General features: G+C 38.8%; 22 protein-coding genes, 1 tRNA gene and 1 pseudogene. 14 read left to right on the top strand and 10 right to left on the bottom strand.

Annotated features, from left to right (window positions below):
* Nucleotides 1-190 precede the first annotated feature (190 nt).
* Nucleotides 191-1,444: a serine hydroxymethyltransferase gene (glyA, locus tag HMPREF0023_RS01945; protein WP_004638623.1), complete on the bottom strand. Its 1,254-nt coding sequence runs from the start codon at nucleotides 1,442-1,444 to the stop codon at nucleotides 191-193.
* Between the two features lie 201 nt (nucleotides 1,445-1,645).
* Here glyA and HMPREF0023_RS01940 point away from each other — a divergent pair, with 201 nt between their 5' ends.
* Nucleotides 1,646-2,347: a hypothetical protein gene (locus HMPREF0023_RS01940; RefSeq protein ID WP_008941025.1), complete on the top strand. Its 702-nt coding sequence runs from the start codon at nucleotides 1,646-1,648 to the stop codon at nucleotides 2,345-2,347.
* Between the two features lie 26 nt (nucleotides 2,348-2,373).
* Here the strand turns inward: HMPREF0023_RS01940 and HMPREF0023_RS01935 are convergent, their stop codons facing one another.
* Nucleotides 2,374-3,606 (bottom strand): alpha/beta hydrolase, encoded by a 1,233-nt coding sequence (locus HMPREF0023_RS01935; protein ID WP_008941024.1) that lies wholly within the window; start codon nucleotides 3,604-3,606, stop codon nucleotides 2,374-2,376.
* Between the two features lie 239 nt (nucleotides 3,607-3,845).
* Between HMPREF0023_RS01935 and HMPREF0023_RS01930 the strand changes: the two are divergent.
* The 4 genes and pseudogenes from HMPREF0023_RS01930 (at nucleotide 3,846) to HMPREF0023_RS01915 (ending at nucleotide 7,098) form a co-directional block, all read left to right on the top strand.
* Nucleotides 3,846-4,537: pseudogene (locus HMPREF0023_RS01930) on the top strand (3'-5' exonuclease).
* A 128-nt stretch (nucleotides 4,538-4,665) separates the two neighbouring features.
* Nucleotides 4,666-5,223 (top strand): hypothetical protein, encoded by a 558-nt coding sequence (locus tag HMPREF0023_RS01925; protein WP_017395639.1) that lies wholly within the window; start codon nucleotides 4,666-4,668, stop codon nucleotides 5,221-5,223.
* Between the two features lie 122 nt (nucleotides 5,224-5,345).
* A tRNA-Arg gene (locus HMPREF0023_RS01920) sits at nucleotides 5,346-5,421 on the top strand.
* A 108-nt stretch (nucleotides 5,422-5,529) separates the two neighbouring features.
* Entirely contained in the window at nucleotides 5,530-7,098 is a 1,569-nt protein-coding gene (locus tag HMPREF0023_RS01915; RefSeq protein WP_080591906.1) for an MFS transporter, read from the top strand.
* 41 nt (nucleotides 7,099-7,139) lie between these two features.
* On the opposite strand, the gene HMPREF0023_RS01910 is transcribed toward HMPREF0023_RS01915, so the two are convergent.
* The 7 genes from HMPREF0023_RS01910 to HMPREF0023_RS01885 all read right to left on the bottom strand — a co-directional run bounded on the left by HMPREF0023_RS01910 (nucleotide 7,140) and on the right by HMPREF0023_RS01885 (nucleotide 14,694).
* A complete protein-coding gene (locus tag HMPREF0023_RS01910; protein ID WP_008941020.1) occupies nucleotides 7,140-9,035 on the bottom strand; it encodes a lipase family alpha/beta hydrolase in 1,896 nt (631 codons plus the stop codon).
* Nucleotides 9,036-9,071: 36 nt separating this feature from the next.
* Nucleotides 9,072-9,656: a TMEM175 family protein gene (locus HMPREF0023_RS01905; protein ID WP_008941019.1), complete on the bottom strand. Its 585-nt coding sequence runs from the start codon at nucleotides 9,654-9,656 to the stop codon at nucleotides 9,072-9,074.
* Nucleotides 9,657-9,664: 8 nt separating this feature from the next.
* Entirely contained in the window at nucleotides 9,665-10,372 is a 708-nt protein-coding gene (locus HMPREF0023_RS01900; RefSeq protein WP_005081163.1) for a YoaK family protein, read from the bottom strand.
* 25 nt (nucleotides 10,373-10,397) lie between these two features.
* Entirely contained in the window at nucleotides 10,398-11,747 is a 1,350-nt protein-coding gene (locus tag HMPREF0023_RS01895; protein WP_017395641.1) for a carbohydrate porin, read from the bottom strand.
* A 103-nt stretch (nucleotides 11,748-11,850) separates the two neighbouring features.
* Nucleotides 11,851-12,018: a DUF1427 family protein gene (locus HMPREF0023_RS16115; protein WP_017394405.1), complete on the bottom strand. Its 168-nt coding sequence runs from the start codon at nucleotides 12,016-12,018 to the stop codon at nucleotides 11,851-11,853.
* A gap of 54 nt (nucleotides 12,019-12,072) precedes the next feature.
* On the bottom strand, nucleotides 12,073-13,941 hold the full coding sequence (locus HMPREF0023_RS01890; RefSeq protein ID WP_008941016.1) for an amidohydrolase: 1,869 nt from the start codon (nucleotides 13,939-13,941) through the stop codon (nucleotides 12,073-12,075).
* 66 nt (nucleotides 13,942-14,007) lie between these two features.
* Entirely contained in the window at nucleotides 14,008-14,694 is a 687-nt protein-coding gene (locus HMPREF0023_RS01885) for a hydrolase (protein ID WP_005081173.1), read from the bottom strand.
* Between the two features lie 179 nt (nucleotides 14,695-14,873).
* Here HMPREF0023_RS01885 and HMPREF0023_RS01880 point away from each other — a divergent pair, with 179 nt between their 5' ends.
* The 9 genes from HMPREF0023_RS01880 (at nucleotide 14,874) to HMPREF0023_RS01840 (ending at nucleotide 22,981) form a co-directional block, all read left to right on the top strand.
* On the top strand, nucleotides 14,874-15,767 hold the full coding sequence (locus tag HMPREF0023_RS01880; RefSeq protein ID WP_004638609.1) for a LysR family transcriptional regulator: 894 nt from the start codon (nucleotides 14,874-14,876) through the stop codon (nucleotides 15,765-15,767).
* A 137-nt stretch (nucleotides 15,768-15,904) separates the two neighbouring features.
* The gene (locus HMPREF0023_RS01875) at nucleotides 15,905-16,840 is read left to right on the top strand and encodes an ABC transporter ATP-binding protein (protein WP_004638608.1); all 936 of its coding nucleotides are present in this window, start codon (nucleotides 15,905-15,907) and stop codon (nucleotides 16,838-16,840) included.
* Entirely contained in the window at nucleotides 16,837-17,610 is a 774-nt protein-coding gene (locus HMPREF0023_RS01870) for an ABC transporter permease (RefSeq protein ID WP_004638607.1), read from the top strand. The genes HMPREF0023_RS01875 and HMPREF0023_RS01870 overlap by 4 nt, the downstream gene beginning before the upstream one ends.
* Nucleotides 17,607-18,422: an NADPH-dependent 7-cyano-7-deazaguanine reductase QueF gene (gene queF, locus HMPREF0023_RS01865; RefSeq protein WP_005081180.1), complete on the top strand. Its 816-nt coding sequence runs from the start codon at nucleotides 17,607-17,609 to the stop codon at nucleotides 18,420-18,422. Before HMPREF0023_RS01870 ends, queF begins: the two co-directional genes overlap by 4 nt.
* Before the next feature lie 33 nt (nucleotides 18,423-18,455).
* Entirely contained in the window at nucleotides 18,456-19,115 is a 660-nt protein-coding gene (locus tag HMPREF0023_RS01860; RefSeq protein ID WP_008941014.1) for a hypothetical protein, read from the top strand.
* Between the two features lie 153 nt (nucleotides 19,116-19,268).
* A complete protein-coding gene (gene rodA / locus HMPREF0023_RS01855; protein WP_004638603.1) occupies nucleotides 19,269-20,411 on the top strand; it encodes a rod shape-determining protein RodA in 1,143 nt (380 codons plus the stop codon).
* 19 nt (nucleotides 20,412-20,430) lie between these two features.
* Nucleotides 20,431-21,432, top strand: a complete 1,002-nt coding sequence (gene mltB / locus HMPREF0023_RS01850) for a lytic murein transglycosylase B (RefSeq protein WP_004638602.1) — start codon at nucleotides 20,431-20,433, stop codon at nucleotides 21,430-21,432.
* Nucleotides 21,433-21,765: 333 nt separating this feature from the next.
* Nucleotides 21,766-22,377, top strand: coding sequence for a septal ring lytic transglycosylase RlpA family protein (locus HMPREF0023_RS01845; RefSeq protein ID WP_004638601.1), 612 nt, complete (start codon nucleotides 21,766-21,768; stop codon nucleotides 22,375-22,377).
* Nucleotides 22,378-22,528: 151 nt separating this feature from the next.
* Nucleotides 22,529-22,981: a DUF962 domain-containing protein gene (locus tag HMPREF0023_RS01840; RefSeq protein ID WP_017395642.1), complete on the top strand. Its 453-nt coding sequence runs from the start codon at nucleotides 22,529-22,531 to the stop codon at nucleotides 22,979-22,981.
* A 64-nt stretch (nucleotides 22,982-23,045) separates the two neighbouring features.
* On the opposite strand, the gene HMPREF0023_RS01835 is transcribed toward HMPREF0023_RS01840, so the two are convergent.
* Entirely contained in the window at nucleotides 23,046-23,516 is a 471-nt protein-coding gene (locus tag HMPREF0023_RS01835) for a DUF3465 domain-containing protein (RefSeq protein WP_008941012.1), read from the bottom strand.
* Between the last annotated feature and the right edge of the window lie 28 nt (nucleotides 23,517-23,544).

Genomic DNA, 23,544 nt, shown 5'->3' with positions numbered 1-23,544 from the left:
AAGCTTTTAGTTGTTCAAACAAGTGGGACCATCTCTGATTCAAATAAAGCACCTTCGGGTGCTTTTTTATCAACTCAGACTTTATTCAATAGAGTAAATTCCAAAAATATCGGTATTTGAAATACATATTTCCAATTAATTTAATTGGACAATAAAAAAGCGCCTTACGGCGCTTTTTTAAATATACAAATTAGTTTGCATATACAGGGAATTTTGCACAAACAGCTTCAACTTTAGCTTTTACTTCAGCGATAACTTTTTCATCGCCTTTGCTATCGATAATATCAGCGATCCAACCAGCCAACTCACGAACTTCAGCTTCACCAAAACCACGCGTTGTGACTGCTGGAGTACCAATACGGATACCAGAAGTAACGAATGGAGAACGTGGATCATTTGGAACTGCATTTTTGTTCACAGTGATATGCGCTGCACCTAACCATGCATCTGCATCTTTACCCGTTACATCTTGTTTGATCAAAGATAATAAGAATAAATGGTTTTCTGTACCACCAGAAACAACATCATAACCACGAGCCATTAATACTTCAGCCATTGCCTGAGCATTCTTAACAACTTGTTGTTGGTATGTTTTGAACTCTTCAGACATTGCTTCTTTGAAACAAATTGCTTTAGCAGCAATTGCATGCATCAAAGGACCACCTTGGTTGCCTGGGAATACCGCTGATTGAAGTTTTTTCTCAATTTCTTCGTTTGCTTTTGCAAGGATCAAACCAGAACGTGGACCACGAAGTGTCTTATGCGTTGTAGTCGTTGTTACATCAGCAATTTGAACTGGGTTCGGATAAACACCAGCAGCAACTAAACCTGCAACGTGAGCCATATCAACAAAAAGATAAGCACCAACTTTATCCGCGATATCACGGAAACGCTGCCAATCAACAACTTGGCTATAAGCAGAGAAACCAGCAACGATCATACGTGGCTTGTGTTCTAATGCTAAACGCTCTACTTCTTCATAATCGATTTCACCCGTTTCTGGGTTTAAGCCATACTGGATCGCATTATACGTTTTACCAGAGAAACTTACTTTCGCACCATGAGTTAAGTGACCACCATGCGCTAAGCTCATACCTAAAACAGTATCACCTGGGTTAAGTAATGCTAAGTAAACAGCAGAGTTTGCTTGTGAACCAGCGTGTGGCTGAACGTTTGCATAGTCTGCACCAAACAACTCTTTTGCACGGTCAATTGCAAGTTGCTCGATTACATCAACATATTCACAACCGCCATAATAGCGTTTGCCAGGATAGCCTTCTGCATATTTGTTAGTAAGTTTTGATCCTTGTGCTTCCATCACAGCAGGAGAGCAATAGTTTTCAGATGCAATTAACTCAATATGAGCTTCTTGGCGTTCGCCTTCAGAAGCAATCGCTTGAGCTAATTTTGGATCAAATTCAGCAATAGAAATATTGGCAAACATTAGCGGGGGTCCTATAAATTAGGGCTTTTAAGCCGTGCTAAAGATTGGTGCATATTGTAGCACGAAGTTTATAAGTAAGAAGAATGAAGTTTGCTTAATTCTCAATAAAAATCGCTTATGTTGATAAAAATTTCACTTTTGATTCATTAAGATTTTTCCTTAAACTTAGCATTGAGCTTTATAATTAATTGTCTAGATAAAATGATTCGCATCAACGGAAAAATTCAGCATTTAGAAATATATGATTTTTACTGTGTTAGAAATCGAAAATATGAAACTCAGATAGAACAAGAGCAAGCTGTTTTAGCACAAACACTCATAGCAAATTTGTTTGATGTTGATGCCCGCGTTTTAGCTTATAGGATCAATAAAACTTATAAAATATATAGCTTTCAAATTGCTCACCATACAGTTATGGGGATTACTGAACATATTTTTTTTCAAGAAGGTGATGAGCTTTATGTCGTTATTGATCCCAATAGCTTTACCGATATAAGTCTTGCATATGCAATCTACCATCCTGAACAAAATTTGATTTATTCACTTCCTCAACACGGCTTTACTATAGAAGGTTTAAGAAAAAGACAGAAAACAATTGGACTTTCATTCTTTATATTAAGTTTTTTAATAAATATTTTCTTTTTAGTTAAATGGGAATCTTACGAAGAAATTTTTATAGAATCAGCATTGGCTATTCTTGTAAGTTTATCTTTAGCCTTAATCGCATATTTTTCGGCCGGACTACTATATAAACAAGCAGTTCAGGAAAGTATGCAAATTTATAAAACATTTGGTTTCAATAACGTTGAAAAGATTGATTTCAAATCAGAAGTCTACGTGCACAAACCAACGAGAATAATATGTTCAGATATTGCTTACTTAAAAGTAAAAATTCAGGAATAATTTAATTATAAATTACTCCCGATGAATTAATTAGCAGGCATCGTCATTTTCACATCATTCACAATATTTTCAATATTCGCACCATATACTGTACCATGATCCCATTCAGCATTGGTAATATACTGAATGTTCGAACCTTTATTCCTTGCATTCAATACCAATGCATCTGTTGCTAATTTTGGAACAGTTGTATCTTTCGCACCTTGATAAATGATTACAGGCTGATTTAGTTTTACTTGTGCTGGTTGAGAATCCTTTTCTAAAAACGTTTTAACCAATGGAATCGTCATGAAATTTGTTTGCGTTCGAGGATAGTTTGTTAAATCAACATTACTTTGCAAATGCGTTTGCATAGCACCACCAAACCTTCCCCCTAGCACATCTGCACAATCTAATTCGGCCCTACTCGCAATTTGATCTGTTGGCGATTTAAAAATATTTATGTAGCTAAACGTTGGCTGGAGATTGCGCAATCCAGCGGTGATTAATGCTGTGTATGTATCTAGTTGGGCATACATAGGTATTTGCTGCTCAACAGGCGCATTTTCAACAGACTCCTCACCCTTTCTTAATATGAGTTCAAGGTTTGACGCTGGTGCAATGGCAATAGTTCCTTTGTAATCGAGCTTGGCTCGACTTGCGTATTGTGCTGCTCCCAAAGCTGCGTGACCACCTTGGGAATGCCCTACGGTCATCCATTGTTGTGAAGTGAGTTTTCCACGACTAGATAGATAAGCTCTCGCAGCAACTACAGCATCAGTAATCGAATAGGCTTCACTTTTTAGATTTAAAAATGGATGTAGTTCCCGACCACTGGGTTCACCAAGCCCCTCATAATCAGGCGCAACCACCACATAACCTGCCGCCAGAAATTGGCTAATCATACTTTGAATAGCAGGATGGGTTGCTTGACGACTTGGTGCACATTGATCCGCGACACCAGTTGTACCATGTGCCCATGCAACAATTTTCCAGCCCGTTGCAGGCATTGGTCCACCTGGAACAAACAGCAAGCTGGTTGCCATAGTCTCTTTACCATTCTGCCCTAGCATTTTATAGGTCATCACCAAGCTTTCTGATGCAACTGCACTAAAATCTGTTTTTGTATAAAGCTCTGGTATACCTACCACTGGCTCTTGAATATTATTTTCAGGTATTGTTGGTTTTGGTATATAGCTAGTATTTCCATCACCACCGCCACAAGCAGTAAAAAACAAGCTAGAACTTAGTATTACAACCGTCAATAACTTCATTTTCATCTGATTTTCCCTTAACTATTTTCATTATCATTATTCGCTTTAGAAATCATGATTCTAAAGTCATGTAATCTTCACAAGATTTACGCTTAATCACGTTTTTTTTCAAGTTTTTTTTAATCCTGATTTATATTTACTCATAACAGCATTGGAACTTAAAGAATTCATCCCTCTAACGCATATTCAAACTCATTTTCTTGTAAGATAAGTGCATCTATTCAACTTCAATTGAGTCAACTTTTATGCAAACCATCATTTTAGATACTGAAACACATACACTAAATGGTTTGCCGATTGAAATCGCCTATGCGCCTATCGAAATTGAAAGTGGCAAACTGAGTTTAGATAAGAAAAAATTTTTGATCAGTTATACCAAGTCGGTCAACCGATATCCTTTGCAGCAATGGCTGTTCATCATATTTTAGAATCCGATCTAGTGGATCGACCTTTTTATAATGAATTCCAACTTCCAACAGAAACAACTTATATTATTGGTCACAATGTTGATTATGACATCGCAGCAATCGCACGTTGTGGTGTGGAGACATCTCACTTAAAACCTATCTGTACACTTGCCTTGGCACGTCATGTCTGGCCTGATGCTGAAGCACATAACATTTCAGCACTAATTTACTTAATTTCTAAAGGCAGCGATAAAGCAAGAGAAATGCTAAAAGGCGCACATCGTGCAGATGCAGATATCATTTTAACTGCTAATATTTTGATGCATATCATCCACCAACTTGATATTCAAAATATCGAACAACTTTATATTGCATCAGAAGAAGCTCGCATTCCGAAATCGATTACTTTTGGGAAACACAAAGGCACTGCGATTCAAGATTTGCCTACAGATTATGTGCAATGGTTGCTTCGTCAAGATGACCTTGACGTCTATTTGCGCAAAGCATTAGAAACTAAGTTAGTAAAATAGACCTAGAGATAAATAATTGCGTTTATTTAAAGCAAAATGATGATATTTAATAAATTGTTAATATAAATGTCACTTTTCAACTTTATCTTAGCCCCCTATCAAAGTCTTGATTGGGGAAAGACGAAAAGATGTCACACTATTTTAAAACTGAGCTGGGACAAACCGCTTTAAAACAACGTAATATCGCTTTAACCGCACGTCAACGTCGCTTATTACTTTTAATTGATCATGATGACTTTCATGAACTAAATCAAAGCCACAAAGATAAGCTCGCACCAACTGAGCTTATACAACAATTGATCGAAATGGGATTATTGGCTGAACAAGCCACATCTCCAAACCTAACCAATGAAATAAAAATAAATTTAAATGAGGAAGATGACAAATCGCCCGAATTAGATAATCCGACTCAGTTTGCAGAATTAGCGAATCCCACAAATGAAGAAATTGATCGCTTAGAAAAACTTGCATTTGTAGAAATTCAACAACTCATGATCCAAACATTGAGTAGTTATTGTGGCTTAATGGCACGTCCTTTGATTCAACAAATTCAGCAAGTCAAAACGATACCCGAACTGAAAGTTTGTCAAATGCAATGGATCACCTCATTACAAGAGTCGCGTATCCCTCCCGTCCAGCTGAATCAAACACTTAAATTAATTAATTATTCTGTAGAGCACTTATAGTAGCGTTAGTACATAATCGGGCCATTGGAACTTAAAACTGCTGATTTAATAGCCAAGAAACAGCTTTGTTCAGGCATACATATTTACCTGCTTGTTTTTTTTCCCTATGATGTGGCTCGCATGCGCTCATAGCTCAACTGGATAGAGTACAGGTCTCCGAAGCCTGTGGCGTGGGTTCGAGTCCCGCTGAGCGCACCATAATTGCTTTTCAATAATTTCTATTAAATTAAAATAAAAATTCCACTGATTCCCTCTGAAAAACAAGCTATAACAGAAAGATATAAAATTACTTTGGGCTTGGGGCGAATGTCTAATTCAACAAATCCATTTCACTCTAAAACATTTACAATTCTATGGATAGCGACTGTCTGTTCCAATATTGGCACATGGATGCATGATGTCGGTGCGGGCTGGTTAATGGCAGGTTTAACCGACTCACCGATTTGGGTCGCACTCATTCAAACTGCTACTTCATTACCGATATTTTTATTAGCGTTACCCGCAGGTGCTTTCGCTGATATTTTTAATCGACGAAAAATCTTACTGGTCACTCAGTCATTTTTAGCGCTGTTCGCATTATTATTAGGATATTTAGTCTATATTAATGCAGTTACACCACTCACGATTATCGGCATTACCTTTTTAATGGGAATTGGTACGGCATTTACTGCGCCAGTTTGGCAAGCAATCGTTCCAAGTCTTGTTCCCAAAGCCGCTTTGCAACAAGCAGTTGCTGTAAACAGCGTGGGGATTAATATCAGTCGAGCAATTGGCCCTGCAATCGCAGGTCTAATCATTACAACCTTAGGTATAGCTTACCCATTTTTCTTAAATGCACTCACTTTTTTAGTCGTAATCACCGCGCTATTTTGGTGGAAACCAGCACCAACGATGCAACGGCAGCTACCCAAAGAAGACCTACTCGGCGCGATTCGTACCGGTATACGCTACGCTTTTCATAGTCAAGCGTTAAAGAACACCTTATTTCGTGCGATCAGTTTTTTCCTATTCGCCAGCGCCTATTGGGCGATGTTACCTTTAATCGCAAAAGAGGTCTTGCAAGGTGGTGCATCCACCTACGGAACACTTTTGGCATTGGTCGGTGTCGGTGCTGTCGTCGGTGCATTTACCTTGCCAAAGCTAAAAAAGAAGCTAAATACCGATCAATTGGTAGTTTTTGGTAGTTTAGGCACAGCACTGGCCATGTTTATTTTTGCTTTAATCCCGAATCTGGGTTTGGCTTATATGGCTAGTTTTATCGCTGGATTTTCTTGGCTTACGGTACTCACCAATCTCAATGTATCTGCCCAAGTGTCATTACCTGAATGGGTTCGTGCTCGAGGATTAGCAATCTTTGTCACTTTTTTCTTCGGCTCCATGAGTCTTGGCAGTTTGATTTGGGGACAACTTGCTTCCATTACCAGTATTCAAACCAGCTTATTAACAGCCTCAATCTGCTTATGTTTGGTTTTACCGATTAGCCGCTTCTTTAATTTAGCTAAGGGACAAGAGCTGAACTTAGCACCATCTTCACACTGGCCTGCCCCGCTGGTCATAGATGAAATTCGTCCAGATCGAGGACCTGTGATGATTTTTATTGAATACCAGATTTCAGCACAAAATCGAGATAAATTTATTCAACTGATGGATATGTTTAAACATCAACGATATAGAGATGGTGCTTACTCGTGGGGGATTTTTCAAGATTCAAATAATGACAGCAAGTTTATTGAATATTTCTTGGTAAGCTCATGGGTAGAACATTTACGTCAACATGAAAGAGTCACTTTTGAGGATCAAAAACTACAAGCTGAGATACAAGCACTACATAGTGGCGATACGCCACCCAAGGTAAGCCACTTTATTGCTCCATAAATTTGAGCTCAATCCCTAAGTGAATATCTTAGGGATTTCTTTTATGATTCAACTTTTATTTGAGCTAAATGTAAACGCAATATACGTCGTATTTCTAGAATAGCTTCTGGTGTTTCTTGGATAGAATGCCCACCACGAATAATCAACTCTGAAGCAGCGTTAGGTAAATGAGAACTTTGATAAGGCACTATACCATCAGTCATTTTATCGACCGATTGTCCTGAAGTTGAATTACCAACAATCGAATGATAAATAACATCTTTGCTAGGTTGAATCTCTTTGCTGAGCTGCATAAATTTAGAACCATGACTCAAATCACCCGCACCATTTTCAATCAAACCTTTTTCATTTGACCGGCTCAACGGCTGACCTTGCTCAACCGCAGTATAAAACTCATGTGGCAATTTTATAATTTTACGGGCAAATTGTGTAAACCAACGGTCCGCATATTGCGTGCCTTGATGAGGCGCAGCAATAAAAATAGCTCGGGAAAAATTGGTTAATGGCTCAAATTGAAACCGTTGTTTGATCACAGCTTGTTGTTGATATTGTACCAACTGCGCTGTATTCATTTTCTCTACAGCTGCTGATGAAATATCAGCCTGACTCACAAGCAATCGACTAATTACCCCACCCATACTATGACCGATCAAAACAGCTTGATGGGCAGCTTGGCTTGAAGCATCAAGTTGATTAAATGCTTGTTGCAACAAAGCATGAATTTGGTAGCGACTCTCGAAAATTGGCATATTTGTTGAGTAAAAAACATTCCAAACTTGATAGTTTTCTCTCAGATCTTCAGCCCCAATAATATCATTGGTCAAGGAAACCCAAGCTTCTGGACTGCTGGCCAAACCATGAATTAAAACCACTACTTTTTTCTGAGGATGGTATGGCTCCAACATATATAAATGCGGCATGATCAAATTTCGTTCTTTATTAATTAAAGTCCAATAACCAAGTGCACCTAAATTGTATTTAGCAAGCCAAGCACCATACGGCGCTGAATAATTTCCTGTAATGACATAAGGGTATCCTTCAACGTCAAACCGTGTTGTTTGAAAAGGATCAAATAAATGTATTTTAAAGCTTGAATCTTCCAATATTTCATTGATTGAACTGATTTTTTTAGGTTCTGCTATCGCAGTAATTGGAAAAAATTTAGGTGCATGGATATTAGGATTCGGCTGCCCTTTATAATAGTCATGTGGGTTTAAAATAAATTTCGGCTGAATTGGTTTTTCTTCACGCTCCGCAACAAACTCAGCGCCTAAACCATCCTGACGATTTACAATATTAAATCCAGAAAAGTTCATGTTATAACTAGATTTAAAAGCGTTTAGTTGAAGTGTCTCTAATGCGGGATATTTTTTAAAATCCAAAAGATAACAGTGAGATTCAAAGCAAATATCGCTCAATCGACCATCACGTTTAAATGCACTTGTGAGCATTTGGGAAATGGAAACATTATAAATAATTCGTACTTGATTCAAACGATAATCAAAAATACGTTCTTGAGCGGAGCTATTTGACTTAAAGAGATAAACATAACTATAGCGAAGGCTCTTATCTAAAAAATGCAATTTCTGATCTAAACAACTATTCATCTGACCAAGCATACGACACCTCTCAGTATTCATGCTCATCGCTTTAGCTAAATAAATTTCACTCACCGCTGCATAGAAATCATCTTTTTTATCATTAATGTTTTTGATTTGATTAACACAAGCATCTACGTTATTCAGGCATTGCGCTTGATTGGTTTTCGTCAAATAAAGTAAGTTTTCCGTTTGATAACTAAATTTATTGGTGAGTAGAAAGTTATCAACTTTACTTTTTAATGCGTGGCTTAATTTTTCTTCTTTTAAATGAATCGCCTGACATGCGCTGATTAAAAACAGACAGCTCAACATCAGAGGAAAATTTAAATAGCCCATTTTTAAAATTTTCCTCTCACTCAATGAGTACAGTGCTTACTCTTGTTTTGCTGAATAATAGTCTTCAATGTGCTTATTTGGAAAAAACCACAACATTGCTAACAAAATCAAAATAAATAGAGTGAGACGAGTATCAATAAAACTCAAAAAAATCGAACTAGCGTACAACATAGCAGAGACTGCGAGTTTCTTATCTTTGCCTAAGACTTTTCGAGCTATTGAGTTGTCACCCTGTTCGCGCATAATCAATCGTTCGAGGATATCATAAGCCAATGAGCACATGAACAAAATAAAAGCAAAAGCCGCTGTAGGAATGGGTGCATAATTACTTTGTGCAGACCATGCTGTTGTAAAAGGAATCATGGTGAGCCAAAAAATCAGATGTAAATTAACCCACATGATTTTTCCATTTACCGTTTTGACTAATTGGAACAAATGATGATGATTACTCCAATAAATCCCAAGATAAATAAAGCTCAGCACATAACTGAGAATCGTATGCAACTCATGCTGTAAGGCAGCAAAGGTATTGCCCTGAGGGATATTAAGCTCAATTAACATCACTGTAATGACAATTGCAATCACGCCATCACTAATTGCCTCCAATCTACTTTTATCCATTTTAACCTCTAGGTTTCAGGCATAATAAAGCGGTCTTGAGAAGCTAAAAATGATAGATACAAGACTGGTAAAATAAAGAATGCAACACTCCAAAAATCTAAATAAACATAAAGTAACGCACCTAAAAAAGCCCCAATAACGAAACCTAAAACAATACTTAAACTATGTTCAAGCTTGCTCCGATTGTCTAAGGAACGATTTCGAAGATAGTTTGAGAGATCAATGCCGAGTTGAGTCGTGTTTCCTGTCATCATCGTACTTGGGCTGATATGCTTAATCAGTGTTTTACTCGAGGTATTACGTATCGCCAAAGCAATCAATCCCAACCCGCCAGTCACCGCAATCGTAATGCTATCTGGGTTAGTAAAAGGTTCAAAATAAATACCTGCCAGCATAAAAGCTGTTAGAAATATTGCTTCGGCTAGAAATAGAGCAGATAAGGTTTTTCTTTTTTGACTGCTTTTATCAATCAAATATTTAGTGATTGCAACGGTTAGAATAAATAGCGGAATGGCAGCCAGTTTAATCCATAACCCTGCACCACCTTTAACCCAAGCAGCACCAGCTAAAACCAAGTTACCTGTTACGTGTGCCGTAAAAAAACCGAATAAGGCGATAAAACCAATAGTATCGATTGCACCACCGACAATCGTTAATAAAACAGGATCACGGCATGTTCTCCAAACGCTATGTTTTCTCTCAAATTCTGTTTGCATCATTTTCACCTTATTTATTGTTGAATTAGAAATTTAACCGTGTAGTGAGTCCAAATACCCAAGCATCTTTAATTTCTTTGAGACCACCGGCCTGATGTACAAACTGAAGATTGGGACGCAACATCACACTAGATGACCAATTAAACGTGTAATTCAGCTCAACGTTTGTTTCATCATATTGAATAGGCACATATGCTGGATTTTGATAATCTGTGATTTGATTGATTTCATTTTCCAATCTCTGTCGTGCCCGTAATTGTTTATTTACTTCCGTTCTTGACACACCCAATCCGATCGAATCATTTGGTCGAGCATCAAATAAGCCTTTATATTGCAAAGCAATCTGTTGTGAACCCAGAAGCTCTGAAGTGGCTCTATCATTGATATTTAAATTGAGAAAAAAGGTTAGTCCACGTTTAGGATCATCAGAATGTTGTGTCAACTGTTGTTGTGCCACAAACCAAGTATTGTATTTGCCTGAATGTACTTGTCGTTGTTGAGCTAATAATTGGGCTTCTCCTTGCGCATCTCTTAACACATCAATCGCGTCAGCCGTACTATAAAATGCACCGAAGCGATAGATGCCATTTAGACCATTTGGCTGTGGTTTCCAAACCCACTCCACAGGGATTAACACACCTTTTGAACCATCCGTACTTAGATTAAAGCCTTTACTCCTTTTTGTATTTTCAGGATTGGATTCATACACGCCTATAGCTAAAGTTGAAGCGGAATTGACATCATATTTAATATTTGCAGCCCAAACCGTAATAGGCCAGTTATACCAGAGTTCAGAAACAGTTTTACCGACTTGAGAGCCACAAAGTGTTAAGTTTTGGAACTCGCAGGGTGCAGAATTGAAATCCTCCCCCATATTCATTCGACCGAGCTTTACAGTGATTCCTTGTTGCTCAAAACCCTTTTGAATCGAAGCCTGACTCAATCGCCAAACAGGGCCACGTCCACTAATCTCTTGTACGTTACTAAATTGACCAGTTCTTGGATCAGCTATACGGTCCGTAGATAATGATCGACCATCTCGTTTGCTGATACTAATTTTTGCTTGAGTATTCTGCCAACCACTCAATTTCTCCAGATCTAAAGTCGTTCCAAAAGTCCACTGATTAGCATTACGAACAGTTGAATCATCGTTAAAGCCACCATCTATATTGGTCACGGTTTCATTGGTGAAAGAGAGATTAAAATCAATACCTTGATCAGATAGATTGTTACGCTTTCCGTTCCAATCTCCTAATAAATACTGACGATTTTGTGAATAAAATTCATCTGCATAGATATAAGTCGATGCAGTCACACTACAAAGATAAAAACCACAAAGTGCCATTGTTCTTGTTTGAATCGAAAGATATTTCATCACTCCCCCTACAAAAGAAATTAAAAAAAGGCTAGATGTATGATTTAAAGATCTACAATACTGAATAATTTATATGTTTTTAAATCACACCTAGCGTAATAGGCTATGAAGGGAAAAAGTCTTTAATCAGAGGTATGAGTTTTTCACCCACAACCATACCCAACAATCCAACTAAAGCAACAATTGGTGGAGCTGGCGAACGTACATTCAAAACGTAATACAACACGCCGACCAATAACCCCACTCCTAAAGATAAGAGGTACATTTTCATCACGGAAATCTCAGAGGTATGACCAATCAAGTCATACCTCAGCAAAAGAAAGGATTAAAATGCGAAGCAAGAACAGCCTAATGCTCCCCAGAAAGATTTTTTATCTTTCACAGGAACATCGAGAACCCATGCATGACTATGACCATGCATGCCACAACTATTGGTGCATGCACAAGCGGCAGACTTAGCTTGCAATGGTTGATTAGACGGCGCATTGCGATTTTCTGTAGCTCGCCAGTACCCCCCAAACTTTCTCACAGGCGACCATGTTGGCGAGGCTGGAGGTAATGGTGAATCATCCTGTTTAAATTCAGCACCCGCATATACGATTTTTCCACCTAATACGGTCATTACTGATTCAATATTCTTTATTTCTTCAGCCTCAACTGAGAAATAATCATCGGATAGCACGACTAAATCGGCTAACTCACCTTGCACCAAAGCACCTTTCACACCAGCTTCCCCTGAGAACCATGCCGAACCTTTAGTCCAAAGTTTCAATGCTGTCTGGCGATCTAACAAGTTCTTCTCATCGTACAGCGGTAGTCCGCCAACGGTTTTGCCAGTGGTTAACCAATATAAGCAGACCCATGGATTATATGAGGCGACTCGCGTCGCATCTGTACCTGCCCCAACGGGCACACCTAACTCAAGCATCTTTTTCACTGGTGGCGTAGCTTTTGCGGCTGCCGCGCCATAACGATCGACAAAGTATTCGCCTTGGAAAGCCATACGGTGTTGAATTGCGATACCACCACCCAAAGCACCAATTCGCTCTATGTTCTTTTCTGACACTGTTTCTGCATGATCAATAATAAATCGAGTAGCAAAAGGTTTGCGCTCATTGACACGTTCAAAGACATCGAGGAATCGCTCAATACTTTCATCATAGGTGGCATGAATACGGAACGGCCATTTTTTCTCAGCAAGCAACTCTACGATGCGCTCTAACTCTGCATCCATACTCTTAACCAGTTCTGGGCGTGGCTCGAGAAAGTTCTCGAAATCGGCAGCAGACCATGTCAAGTTTTCACCAGCACCATTCATTTGTAAGAATGCATCACCATCACCAGGAAAGGTCATCTCAGTCCACTTTTGATAGTCCTGATATTCCTGCCCTGCTTTTTGTGCAAATAAGTTGTAAGCAACGCGTACCGTCATCTGCTCTTTTTGGTGCAGATGTTGAATAACATCATAATCTTCTGGATAATTTTGCCCACCACCACCTGCATCAATTAATGAGGTAATACCTAAGCGATTTAGCTCACGCATAAAATGACGCGTTGAATTGATTTGATCATCTCGTTCAAGGATTGGCGCTTTACCCAATGTTGAATACAAAATCATCGCTGAAGGTGTTGCCAATAGCAGACCAGTCGGTTCGCCTTTTTCATTGCGTTGAATCGTTCCACCAGGTGGGTCAGGCGTATCTTTATTAAAACCAAGTGCATCTAAAGCTGCGCGATTCAGCATTGCTTTTGCATATAAATGTAGAATAAATACAGGCGTATCTGGTGCGGCTTTATTGATCTCATCCAATGTCGGTAGACGACGCTCAACAAATTGAAATTCATTCCAACCACCAACAACACGTACCCATTGAGGAGCTGGTGTATTTTCAGCCTGCTCTTTCAATAATCGTAATGCATCAGCAACTGAGGGAACGCCTTCCCATCGCAACTCCATGTTATAATGCAGACCACCACGAATTAAATGTAAGTGACTGTCATTTAAACCAGGAATTACGCGACGACCATTTAAATCAACGACTTTCGTGGTCGCTGATGCCATTTTCATAATTTTATCATTATCATCTACGGCAACGACTTTACCCGCTGTAATAGCAATCGCTTGAGCTTCAGGTTGCTGTGGATTCAAAGTCGTAATTTTTGCATTTCTAAGAATTAAATCGATTTGAGACATTTTTCACCCCACCATTTTTTATGATAAGCAAAAAGAAAGGCATGAAATCATGCCTTTCATGATCTATTATTTTGCAGGAACAGGTGGCACAACTTGGTGATTCGTTGTTGTACGTTCAGGTGCTTTATGTACCATGGTATAGGCATAGTCGACACCCATACCATAAGCACCCGAATGCTCACGGACAATATTCATCACTGCATCATAAGTTTCACGGTGCGCCCAATCACGTTGCCACTCCAGTAAAACCTGTTGCCAAGTTACAGGAACAACACCTGCTTGAATCATACGTTGCATCGAGTAGTCATGTGCTTCTTTAGATGTACCACCAGAAGCATCTGCAACCATATAAATCTCATAATCGCCTTCAAGCATTGCACCAAAAGCAAAAGTATTATTGCAAACCTCTGTCCACAAACCAGAAACAATCACTTTCTTACGATTGTTTTTGGCGAGAGCATCACGAACTTTTTGATCGTCCCAAGAATTCATTGATGTACGTTCAAGCAAAGGAGCGTCAGGAAAAACATCCAACAATTCTGGGTAGGTGTGACCTGAGAAGCTCTCCGTTTCAACCGTGGTAATCGTGACTGGAATACCAAAAACTTTTGCCGCTTTAGCTAAACCAACCGTATTATTTTTAAGAACTTGGCGGTCAATTGACTGTACCCCAAAAGCCATTTGTGGCTGATGATCAATGAAGATAACTTGGCAATTTGTTGGTGATAATTGTTCTAAAAGTGATTTGTTCATTTTCAAACTCAACATAGTAACTGTAAACAATGTAGTTCTATGAAAACAAAACGGAATGTAAAAAAATAGATGGCAAAATTGAATCAGTTTGTCTGCAATTTAAAGACAATTGGAAACATACTTGCTTAGTTCGCTCAAATGCATAAAGATAAATTTAATAGCTTTCAATTGGATAAACCATGGACAGAATCGATTGCATCAATACGTTTTTAAGCGTCGTTGAACATGGGAATTTTAGTACTTCAGCTAAAAATTTAAATATTTCAAGGGATTTAGTTTCTAAAAGAATTCAATATCTTGAGAATGATTTAAAAGTCTCGCTTTTTATCAGAACAACGCGTCGAATGAATTTAACGCCCTGTGGGGAAAAATTTTATCAACATGCGAAAGTCATGATGAGTGAATTAGAATGGGCAAAATATGAAATTAGTTATGATCAGCAATATCCTGAAGGTGAGCTAAAAATCAATGCTCCTCTGTCCTTTAGCCGGGACGTTCTCACCGATATTATTTCTGATTTTATTCAACAATTTCCTTTCATTAAAATCGATTTATATCTAACAGACAGTTTTGTTGATATTTATGAGCAACAATTTGACCTAACATTGAGAGTTGATGACGTAGCAGATCACAATTTCCAAAATACGGTGATTGGCACTTATAAACGAAGCTTTTACGCATCAAAAGAATATCTTGATAAAAAAGGAATACCAAATACAATCGATGATCTAAAAAAGCATGACATTTTGCTGTATAGCCAAAAAAACAGCCACAATAAAATCACCCTCAGTAGAAATGAAACAACAGAGTTGATCCAATGTTATCCAAAATTTATCTGTAACAATGGAGACCTCTTGCTAGATTTATGCACCAAAGGTCACGGAATCGTCTTTTTACCTGATTTTATTGCAAAAAAATATTTTGATGCTGGAGAAATTTCAAGATGTTTGGAGGACTACCATAGTCCAATGATGAACTTTTACGCCCTCTATCCAAATGGTCAAAACATATCAAAGAAATTACAAATTTTTATTGATTTCATGATTAGGCAATTCAAAACGATTAACGCTTAATTTCACTAGAGGAAATCCCTTGTTATACGCTTTACCACGCTGTTCTATATATAGAACAAGATAAACCACTTTTACACTTGGTTTCTTGTTCCATATCGCTCAGAATACCCATTCTATTTAATAACGTGAGACGTTTTATGACTGATGCTTTGGTATTGAGCGATTTGTCCAAAACTTATCGTAATGGTTTTCAGGCGTTAAAAGGTATCAATCTGACCGTGCCTGAGGGTGAGTTTTATGCATTATTAGGACCTAATGGTGCAGGTAAATCAACCACGATCGGCATCATCAGCTCACTAACCAAAAAAACATCAGGTTCAGTTGAGATCTTTGGCCACAATTTAGATACTCACCCTTCACATGCAAAACAATGTTTAGGTGTCGTACCACAAGAATTCAACTTCGGTCAATTTGAAAAAACATTTGATATCTTGGTAACTCAGGCTGGTTATTACGGCATTCCTAAAAAGTTAGCTGAACAACGTGCAGAGTACTATTTAGAAAAACTCGGATTGTGGGAAAAACGCAATATTCAATCACGTATGCTTTCAGGTGGCATGAAACGCCGCCTCATGATTGCTCGTGCCATGATGCATGAACCTAAACTATTGATTCTTGATGAACCAACAGCTGGTGTGGATATTGAATTACGTCGTTCAATGTGGGAATTTCTAACGGAAATGAATGAAAAAGGTACATCCATTATTCTCACCACACACTATCTTGAAGAAGCAGAAATGCTATGCCGCCGCATCGCAATTATTGATCGCGGTGTGATTAAAGAAGACACTTCGATGAAAGGCTTCCTCAATCAACTCAATGAAGAATCGTTCATTTGTGATTTGGCTAAACCTATAAATCACATGGATTTAAATATTATTGGTTTCAAATTTAATTTGATCGACTCAGTTACTTTAGAAGTCACCATGGATAAAGCACATAACATGAATGACTTATTTTTGTTATTGCAATCTCAAAATATTCAAGTCAGTAGTATGCGCAATAAATCAAATCGTCTGGAAGAATTGTTCGTCAAAATGGTTGAAAAAAATCTTACAGGAGCGGATCAATGAACTTTAGTCAGTTACAAACCGCACTGTGGACATTAGTTGTTAAAGAAATACGCCGCTTTATGCGAATCTGGCCACAGACCTTGCTTCCACCTGCGATCACGATGAGTTTATATTTTGTGATTTTCGGGAATTTGGTGGGATCACGTATCGGTGAAATGGGTGGCTTTAGCTATATGCAATTCATTGTACCGGGCTTAATCATGATGGCAGTCATTACCAACAGTTACGCTAACGTTTCTTCAAGTTTCTTTAGTGCAAAATTCCAAAAAAGCATTGAAGAACTGATTATGAGTCCAGTGCCATTGCATCTAATCCTTTGGGGCTATGTAATTGGTGGTGTCTGTCGCGGTGTTTTAGTTGGCTTGATTGTGACCTTGATGAGTCTGTTCTTTACGCATCTAGAAATTTATAATTTCTTCGTGACAATATATACCGTCATTATTACTTCATTATTGTTCTCTCTTGGCGGTTTTATTAATGCTGTCTACGCAAAGTCGTTTGATGATATCTCAATCATCCCAACCTTTGTTCTAACACCCCTCACCTATTTAGGCGGTGTTTTTTATGCGATTAGTGCACTAAGCCCATTTTGGCAAAACTTATCCTTAATTAATCCGATTGTATATATGGTCAATGCTTTCCGCTTTGGCATTTTGGGACACAGTGATGTCAATGTTTCCTTTTCTTTAGGCATTGTGACACTTTGCTGTGTCGTCTTGTACGCAATCGCTTATCATTTATTGGCTCGTGGTTCAGGAATGCGTGAATGAGTGTTGAACATTCTCAATTGGGTAAAGAAACCCAATACCCAACTCAATATCAGCCGGAGGTTTTATTTCCAATCTCTCGTGCTGAATCTCGTCAACAATATGCAGATGTTGAAGGAATCACTCAAGGTAAAGACTGGTGGCATGTATTTGAGATCTCTTGGCTCAATCAGTTAGGTCTACCTCAGGTTGCCATTGGTCGCTTAACACTGCCTGCTAGCTCACCGAACTTAATTGAATCAAAGTCGCTTAAACTTTATTTCAATAGCTTGAATTTCACAAAGTTTGATTCAAAAGAAGCATTCATCGAAACTGTTGAGCGTGATTTATCCTCTGCTGCAGGTGCAAAAATTGAGCTGCAACTTTTTCAGGTTGATGAGCTAGAAATTTCGAAACCACAAGGAATCTGTATCGATGACTTGGTTCCAGAGCGCTTATCTGAACATCCTGACTCAACGTTGTTGCAACTAGATACAACAGCTGAAGACGATGTCGAAATCACGTTGCACTCACATTTATTAAGAAGTAATTGTCCCGTTACTGGTCAGCCTGACTGGGGTACGATTTTTATTCGTTTTCAAGGCAAAAAACCTTGTTATCGCAGCCTATTAGCCTATATTATCTCCTACCGTCAGCATAATGGTTTTCATGAGCAATGTGTTGAGCAAATTTTCGCTGACATTTGGAAATTGCTAGGACCTCAAAAGCTGATGGTCTATGCGACTTATACTCGCCGTGGTGGATTGGATATTAATCCATGTCGAGTATCTGATTTGTCATGGATGCCTGAGCCAATTCGCTTGGCACGACAATAAAACGAATAAATTTGATATAGAGGACGTTCTTCAATGACCAGTTATTTCGGTATTCTTCCGTCAGCAAGTTTGAGTCAGGATATTCAACTTGCACAAGCCAATCGTGATAGTAAAGAGCCACAATACCCTTTACGTGACAAAATTTCTCTTCAGCTTACTGATGAGTTAATTGACACCATGTTGGTTCATTTGGTTCAACAATTTCCACCAAGTGAAAAACGTGATACCACTGAAGGACTTGCGATTAAAATTCGTAGCATTGTCGAAACCTTGATGAAACAGCTTCTAGGCAAAACATCTAACGAACAAGTCTTAGAATCTTTAGCCTTTATGGAAAAGAGTTTGTTTACTGACAATGATGGTAAGCAACGTATTGGTACCGTTTTGCCGGACAGCTTAGTTGCAGAGATGAAGAAAAGCTTTGCTGAAGTTCAAGCGGGTAATGGTAAAGCTCAGCGTGACGCTTTAACCCAACAATTTAAATCTTTCGCTGATGCACTTATCCAACACTTTATGACTGAGTACAACAAAACACTTGGTCTAGGTATGGTTAAACGTGGTGTGGCAAGCGTAGCAACTAGTGGTGTTGAAACTGCAGTACATATCGTGATCAAAAAACTTATTCCAAGTTTAAGTCAAGCTGAGTTAGAAGTATTTACCAAACACTTTGACCAGCTGTTGATTCAAAAATAAGCTAGCATTCATATCAAAGCGATGATTGTAAAATCGTCGCTTTTTTTATGCCGATTTAAAACCAAGAAGTGTCACAATTTCTAAATTTTCATTGTCTAAATCAGCGTTTATGTTAGCATTCCCGAAGCCTTGATTTCCCTGATCTAGAATCGCATGTCTCCAAGCTCCCAATACAAATTTTTACGTCAAGCACCTCGTGATGGCTTAAGCACAGCGACACAGCCTTCCCGCTGGCAACAACTGCATATCGACCCATGGCTTTGTCTATTTTTGATTCTAAATGCCATTCTTGGGCTAACCATCTTATATAGCGCTTCCGCTCAGAATGTTGGCTTAGTCAGTCGACAAGCCATCAGTTTTTGTATTGGCTTTGTGGTCATGTTGAGTTTGGCGCAAATTCCACCCAAGGTTTATCAGGCATTTTCCCCTTATTTTTATGCTTTTGGGGTTCTATCTTTACTTGCGGTGATGATTTTTGGTGAAGTGCGTATGGGGGCACAGCGTTGGATCGATATCCCCGGCTTTGGAAGTGTCCAACCCAGTGAATTTATGAAAATTGGCATGCCGATGATGATCGCATGGTTTTTGTCTCGTAAAGCGCTTCCACCTAGTTTCTCTCAGGTTTTTCTATCACTTATCCTGATTCTGATTCCTTTTGTACTGATTGCTGAACAGCCCGATCTGGGCACATCATTATTGGTGATTGCAAGTGGAATTTTTGTACTTTTCTTGAGTGGTTTATCTTGGAAATTAATTGCCGCAGCTGCGGGTGCAGTTGCGATCGTGATCCCAATTGCATGGCACTTTTTACTACACAATTATCAACGGCAACGTGTACTGACTTTATTAAACCCTGAAGCGGATGCTTTAGGCACAGGTTGGAACATTATTCAGTCGAAAACAGCGATTGGCTCAGGTGGCTTTTCTGGTAAAGGTTTTCTAGAGGGTACTCAGTCGCATCTACATTTTTTACCAGAAGGTCACACCGACTTCATTATTGCCGCTTATTCAGAAGAGTTTGGTTTAATTGGTGTGACGCTGCTGATCCTTTTATATTTCGCAATTATTTTTAGAACCTTTCAAATTGGTCTACAAAGTTTCCATAACTATGGCCGTTTAGTTGCTGGCGCATTTGGTTTGTCATTTTTTGTTTATGTATTTGTAAATGCAGGCATGGTCAGTGGTATTTTACCTGTAGTGGGCGTACCGTTGCCTTTTATGAGCTACGGTGGAACTGCAATTATTACACTTATGGCGACTTTTGGACTGGTTATGTCTATTCATACGCATCGATAACGAGGAATTTTATAAACATATGTTGAATAACACTCTAAATAAAACAGTTCGATTTCTTAGCTTAAGTGCAGGTTTATTCTTAAGCTGTAATTGGGTTCATGCCAATGAATTTTACTCCCACCCTAATTATTCAGCGTTCAAGCAAAAAACGATGTCTACTTATGGTTTAAGTAGCGAGCAAGTTGATACCGCTATGAGTGGTGCGCGTAATCTACCCAACATTTTAAATATCATGACACGTCCTGGTGAAAGTAAACCTTGGTACGAATATCGATCTATGTTTTTGGTTGAAGGTACCATTCAGCGTGGTATCCGCTTTAAAAACCAGTACGAAGATGCCCTAAATCGTGCAGAACAGCAATTTGGCGTACCTAAAGCAGTGATCCTTGGGGTTTTAGGCGTAGAAACAGGATACGGAGCAAATAAAGGTTCTTTCGTAACACGCGATGCTTTAGCAACGCTGGCTTTTGGCTACCCACGTCGGGCTGACTACTTCAGTGATGAACTATCAGCGCTTATCGCATGGACTTACAAAGAAGGTTATCCAACCAATAGTATCGTCGGTTCATATGCGGGTGCAATTGGATACCCTCAGTTTATGCCGAGCAATATTCAAAAACTGGGGGTCGATTACGATGGCAATGGTCATATTGACTTAAGAAACTCTGCTATCGATGCGATTGGATCAATTGCAAATTATTTAGCGAAGCATGGTTGGGAACGAGATCGCCCGATTGGCTTTCCAGCACGTTATCTTGGAAATGACCCAGAAAGTATCATTGCAAAAGATTTGACACTCCCTACACCGTATGGTGAGTTAAAACGACTTGGGATTACACCTGTTAATCCGCTGGTAAAAATCGACGATCTTGATCTAGTGAATGTCATCCAACTGCAAGATCGTTCTGGTCCGATTTATTACATTACTTATCCGAATTTCCAAGTCATTACAACCTATAACAGAAGCCGTATGTACGCGACTGCTGTATGGTTATTGGGCACTGAAGTAGCTAGTCGATAGACTAGCTTTTTAGGACTTTACAAAAAGTCAATAAAATAAATAGAGCAAAAGTATACTAAATCAGCAAAAAACATATCTTGTTACAATATTGATTATTTATTGATCAATATTTGTGTGTTTTTGTACTTTTTGTTGCTATTTATCTCCAATGACTAGACACACTTCGCAAGCGATGAATATTATCCACACCAAGTGAACGGGCCGTTAAAACGCATAAAATGGTTAAAACTGCCCTCCAAATTGCAAATTGCAAAAGTGAATAATTAGACATGTGCACTATATTTCAGGTGTTTTTGTTGAAATAGAAAAGCATGTTCTCTAGGAGTTTATACAATGCAGTTTTCGCTAAAATATATTCTAGCGCTGACGGCAGGCTTAAGTTTAAGCCCGTTACATGCTGAAATGGTTCAGTCTTCATCGTTAAACAGCGATGTTGAAGGTACTAATTTGGCAGCCCGCGTTCTTAGCAAAGATTCTCAAAATTTTAATTCGCGTCTTTCTAACGTAAATAGTCTTTCAATCACTGAGCGCTCAGGTGACCAAGTACGTCGTCAAACGATCGCTGCTAAAATCGACATCCCTGAAGAAGAGCCTTCAGTGATTGAAAAACTGAATACAGTTGCATCAAACACTGTACGTAAGTTTAGTCAAACTGGTGTTGCTTCTTGGTATGGTCGTCAATTCCACGGCCGTAAAACTGCAAGTGGTGAAACATTCGATATGAATGCAATGACCGCTGCACACCGTAGCCTTCCGCTAAACTGCTATATTCGCGTAACCAATCGAGATAATGGTAAAAGTGTTGTGGTAAAGGTTAATGATCGTGGTCCTTTCCATGGTAACCGTGTACTTGATTTATCTTATGGTGCGGCGAAACAAATCGGTCTTACAAATGCAGGTCTTGGTAAAGTTAGTATCGAACGTGTAGACGGACCTAACTCTTAAGCTAAGGCCAGTCATACAATCCATAAAAGCCACCTAGTGTGGCTTTTTTTATTGCCATCCTAATCAAACGTCCCTCTCAATCCTTTTGACGCTAAAACTATTCTTCGGTATATTGAAAAAATTAAAAAAATATTATTGCAAGGAGAGCACTGTGAAATCGATCGATGAGTGGTTTGAGGAATATAGCGATAGTCATCAAAATCAAACCAATAAGAAAATCCATTGGGTTTGCGTTCCAGCGATCTTGTTTTCAATCATTGGTATTCTGGCGCATTTTAGCACCTTACTCACTGCTCTATTACTTGTGCTCACTTTAGTGTTTTATGCACGTTTGGACATTGTACTTGCTGTCGCGATGGCTGCACTTCTCGCAGTAATGGCATGGTTAATCATCATCCTTCCAGTCGGCGTCGGCTTTTATATTGGAATCTTTGTCATTGCGTGGATCGGTCAATTTTACGGACATAAAATTGAAGGCAAGAAGCCATCATTCTTCAAAGACCTACAATTCCTTCTGATTGGCCCTGTATGGTGTATGGATGCTTATTTAGCTAAAGTCCTACCTAAATGGAAATCTCGTCAAAAATTGGCGATTACAAGCTGATTTAGCGCATATCTTTCTAGACAAGGTCTGTTACATAAACAGACCTTGTCATTATTAGAAGAATTTATTGATATATTCGTCCATTATGCTTTAACCAACCATCGATATGTTTTCTTCTTGGGTCATGATGCGTCCAGTGAATCACCCCACCTTTATCGTTATATTCATATACGCCATAAAACTCTACAACATCACCTTTTTTCAATTGCTCTACTCTAGGTGCCAAGTCAATATTATGTGCAATCAATAGCGTCAAACCATTCTCCAGTTGGAGGATCATTCGTTGGTGCCTAGAGCCATCGTTATCATCGGGAAGAACCGCCTTCACAGTTCCATGTGAACGCACCTGAAGTTTGCTTCGTTGCTGCTGAAAGGCTTGCATGATCTTGGCTTGACCATCAACACCATGCTGCTCAACTGATGAGGATGCTTCTCCACGTTGTGTACTATTTTGCTTAAGATCCAAGCCAATATAAGCAAATACCAGTAACGCAATGACAATCAATAAGATCCAATTATTTTTTTGAGTTTTCATTCTTACCTTTCTTTCGTTCACAATGTAA

It is taken from the genome of Acinetobacter sp. ATCC 27244 (genome assembly GCF_000156555.1).
In the GTDB taxonomy this organism is placed as follows: Bacteria; Pseudomonadota; Gammaproteobacteria; order Pseudomonadales; family Moraxellaceae; genus Acinetobacter; species Acinetobacter haemolyticus.
Note: the sequence above shows the minus strand (reverse complement) of the source record. Positions and strands in the feature narration are given on the sequence as shown.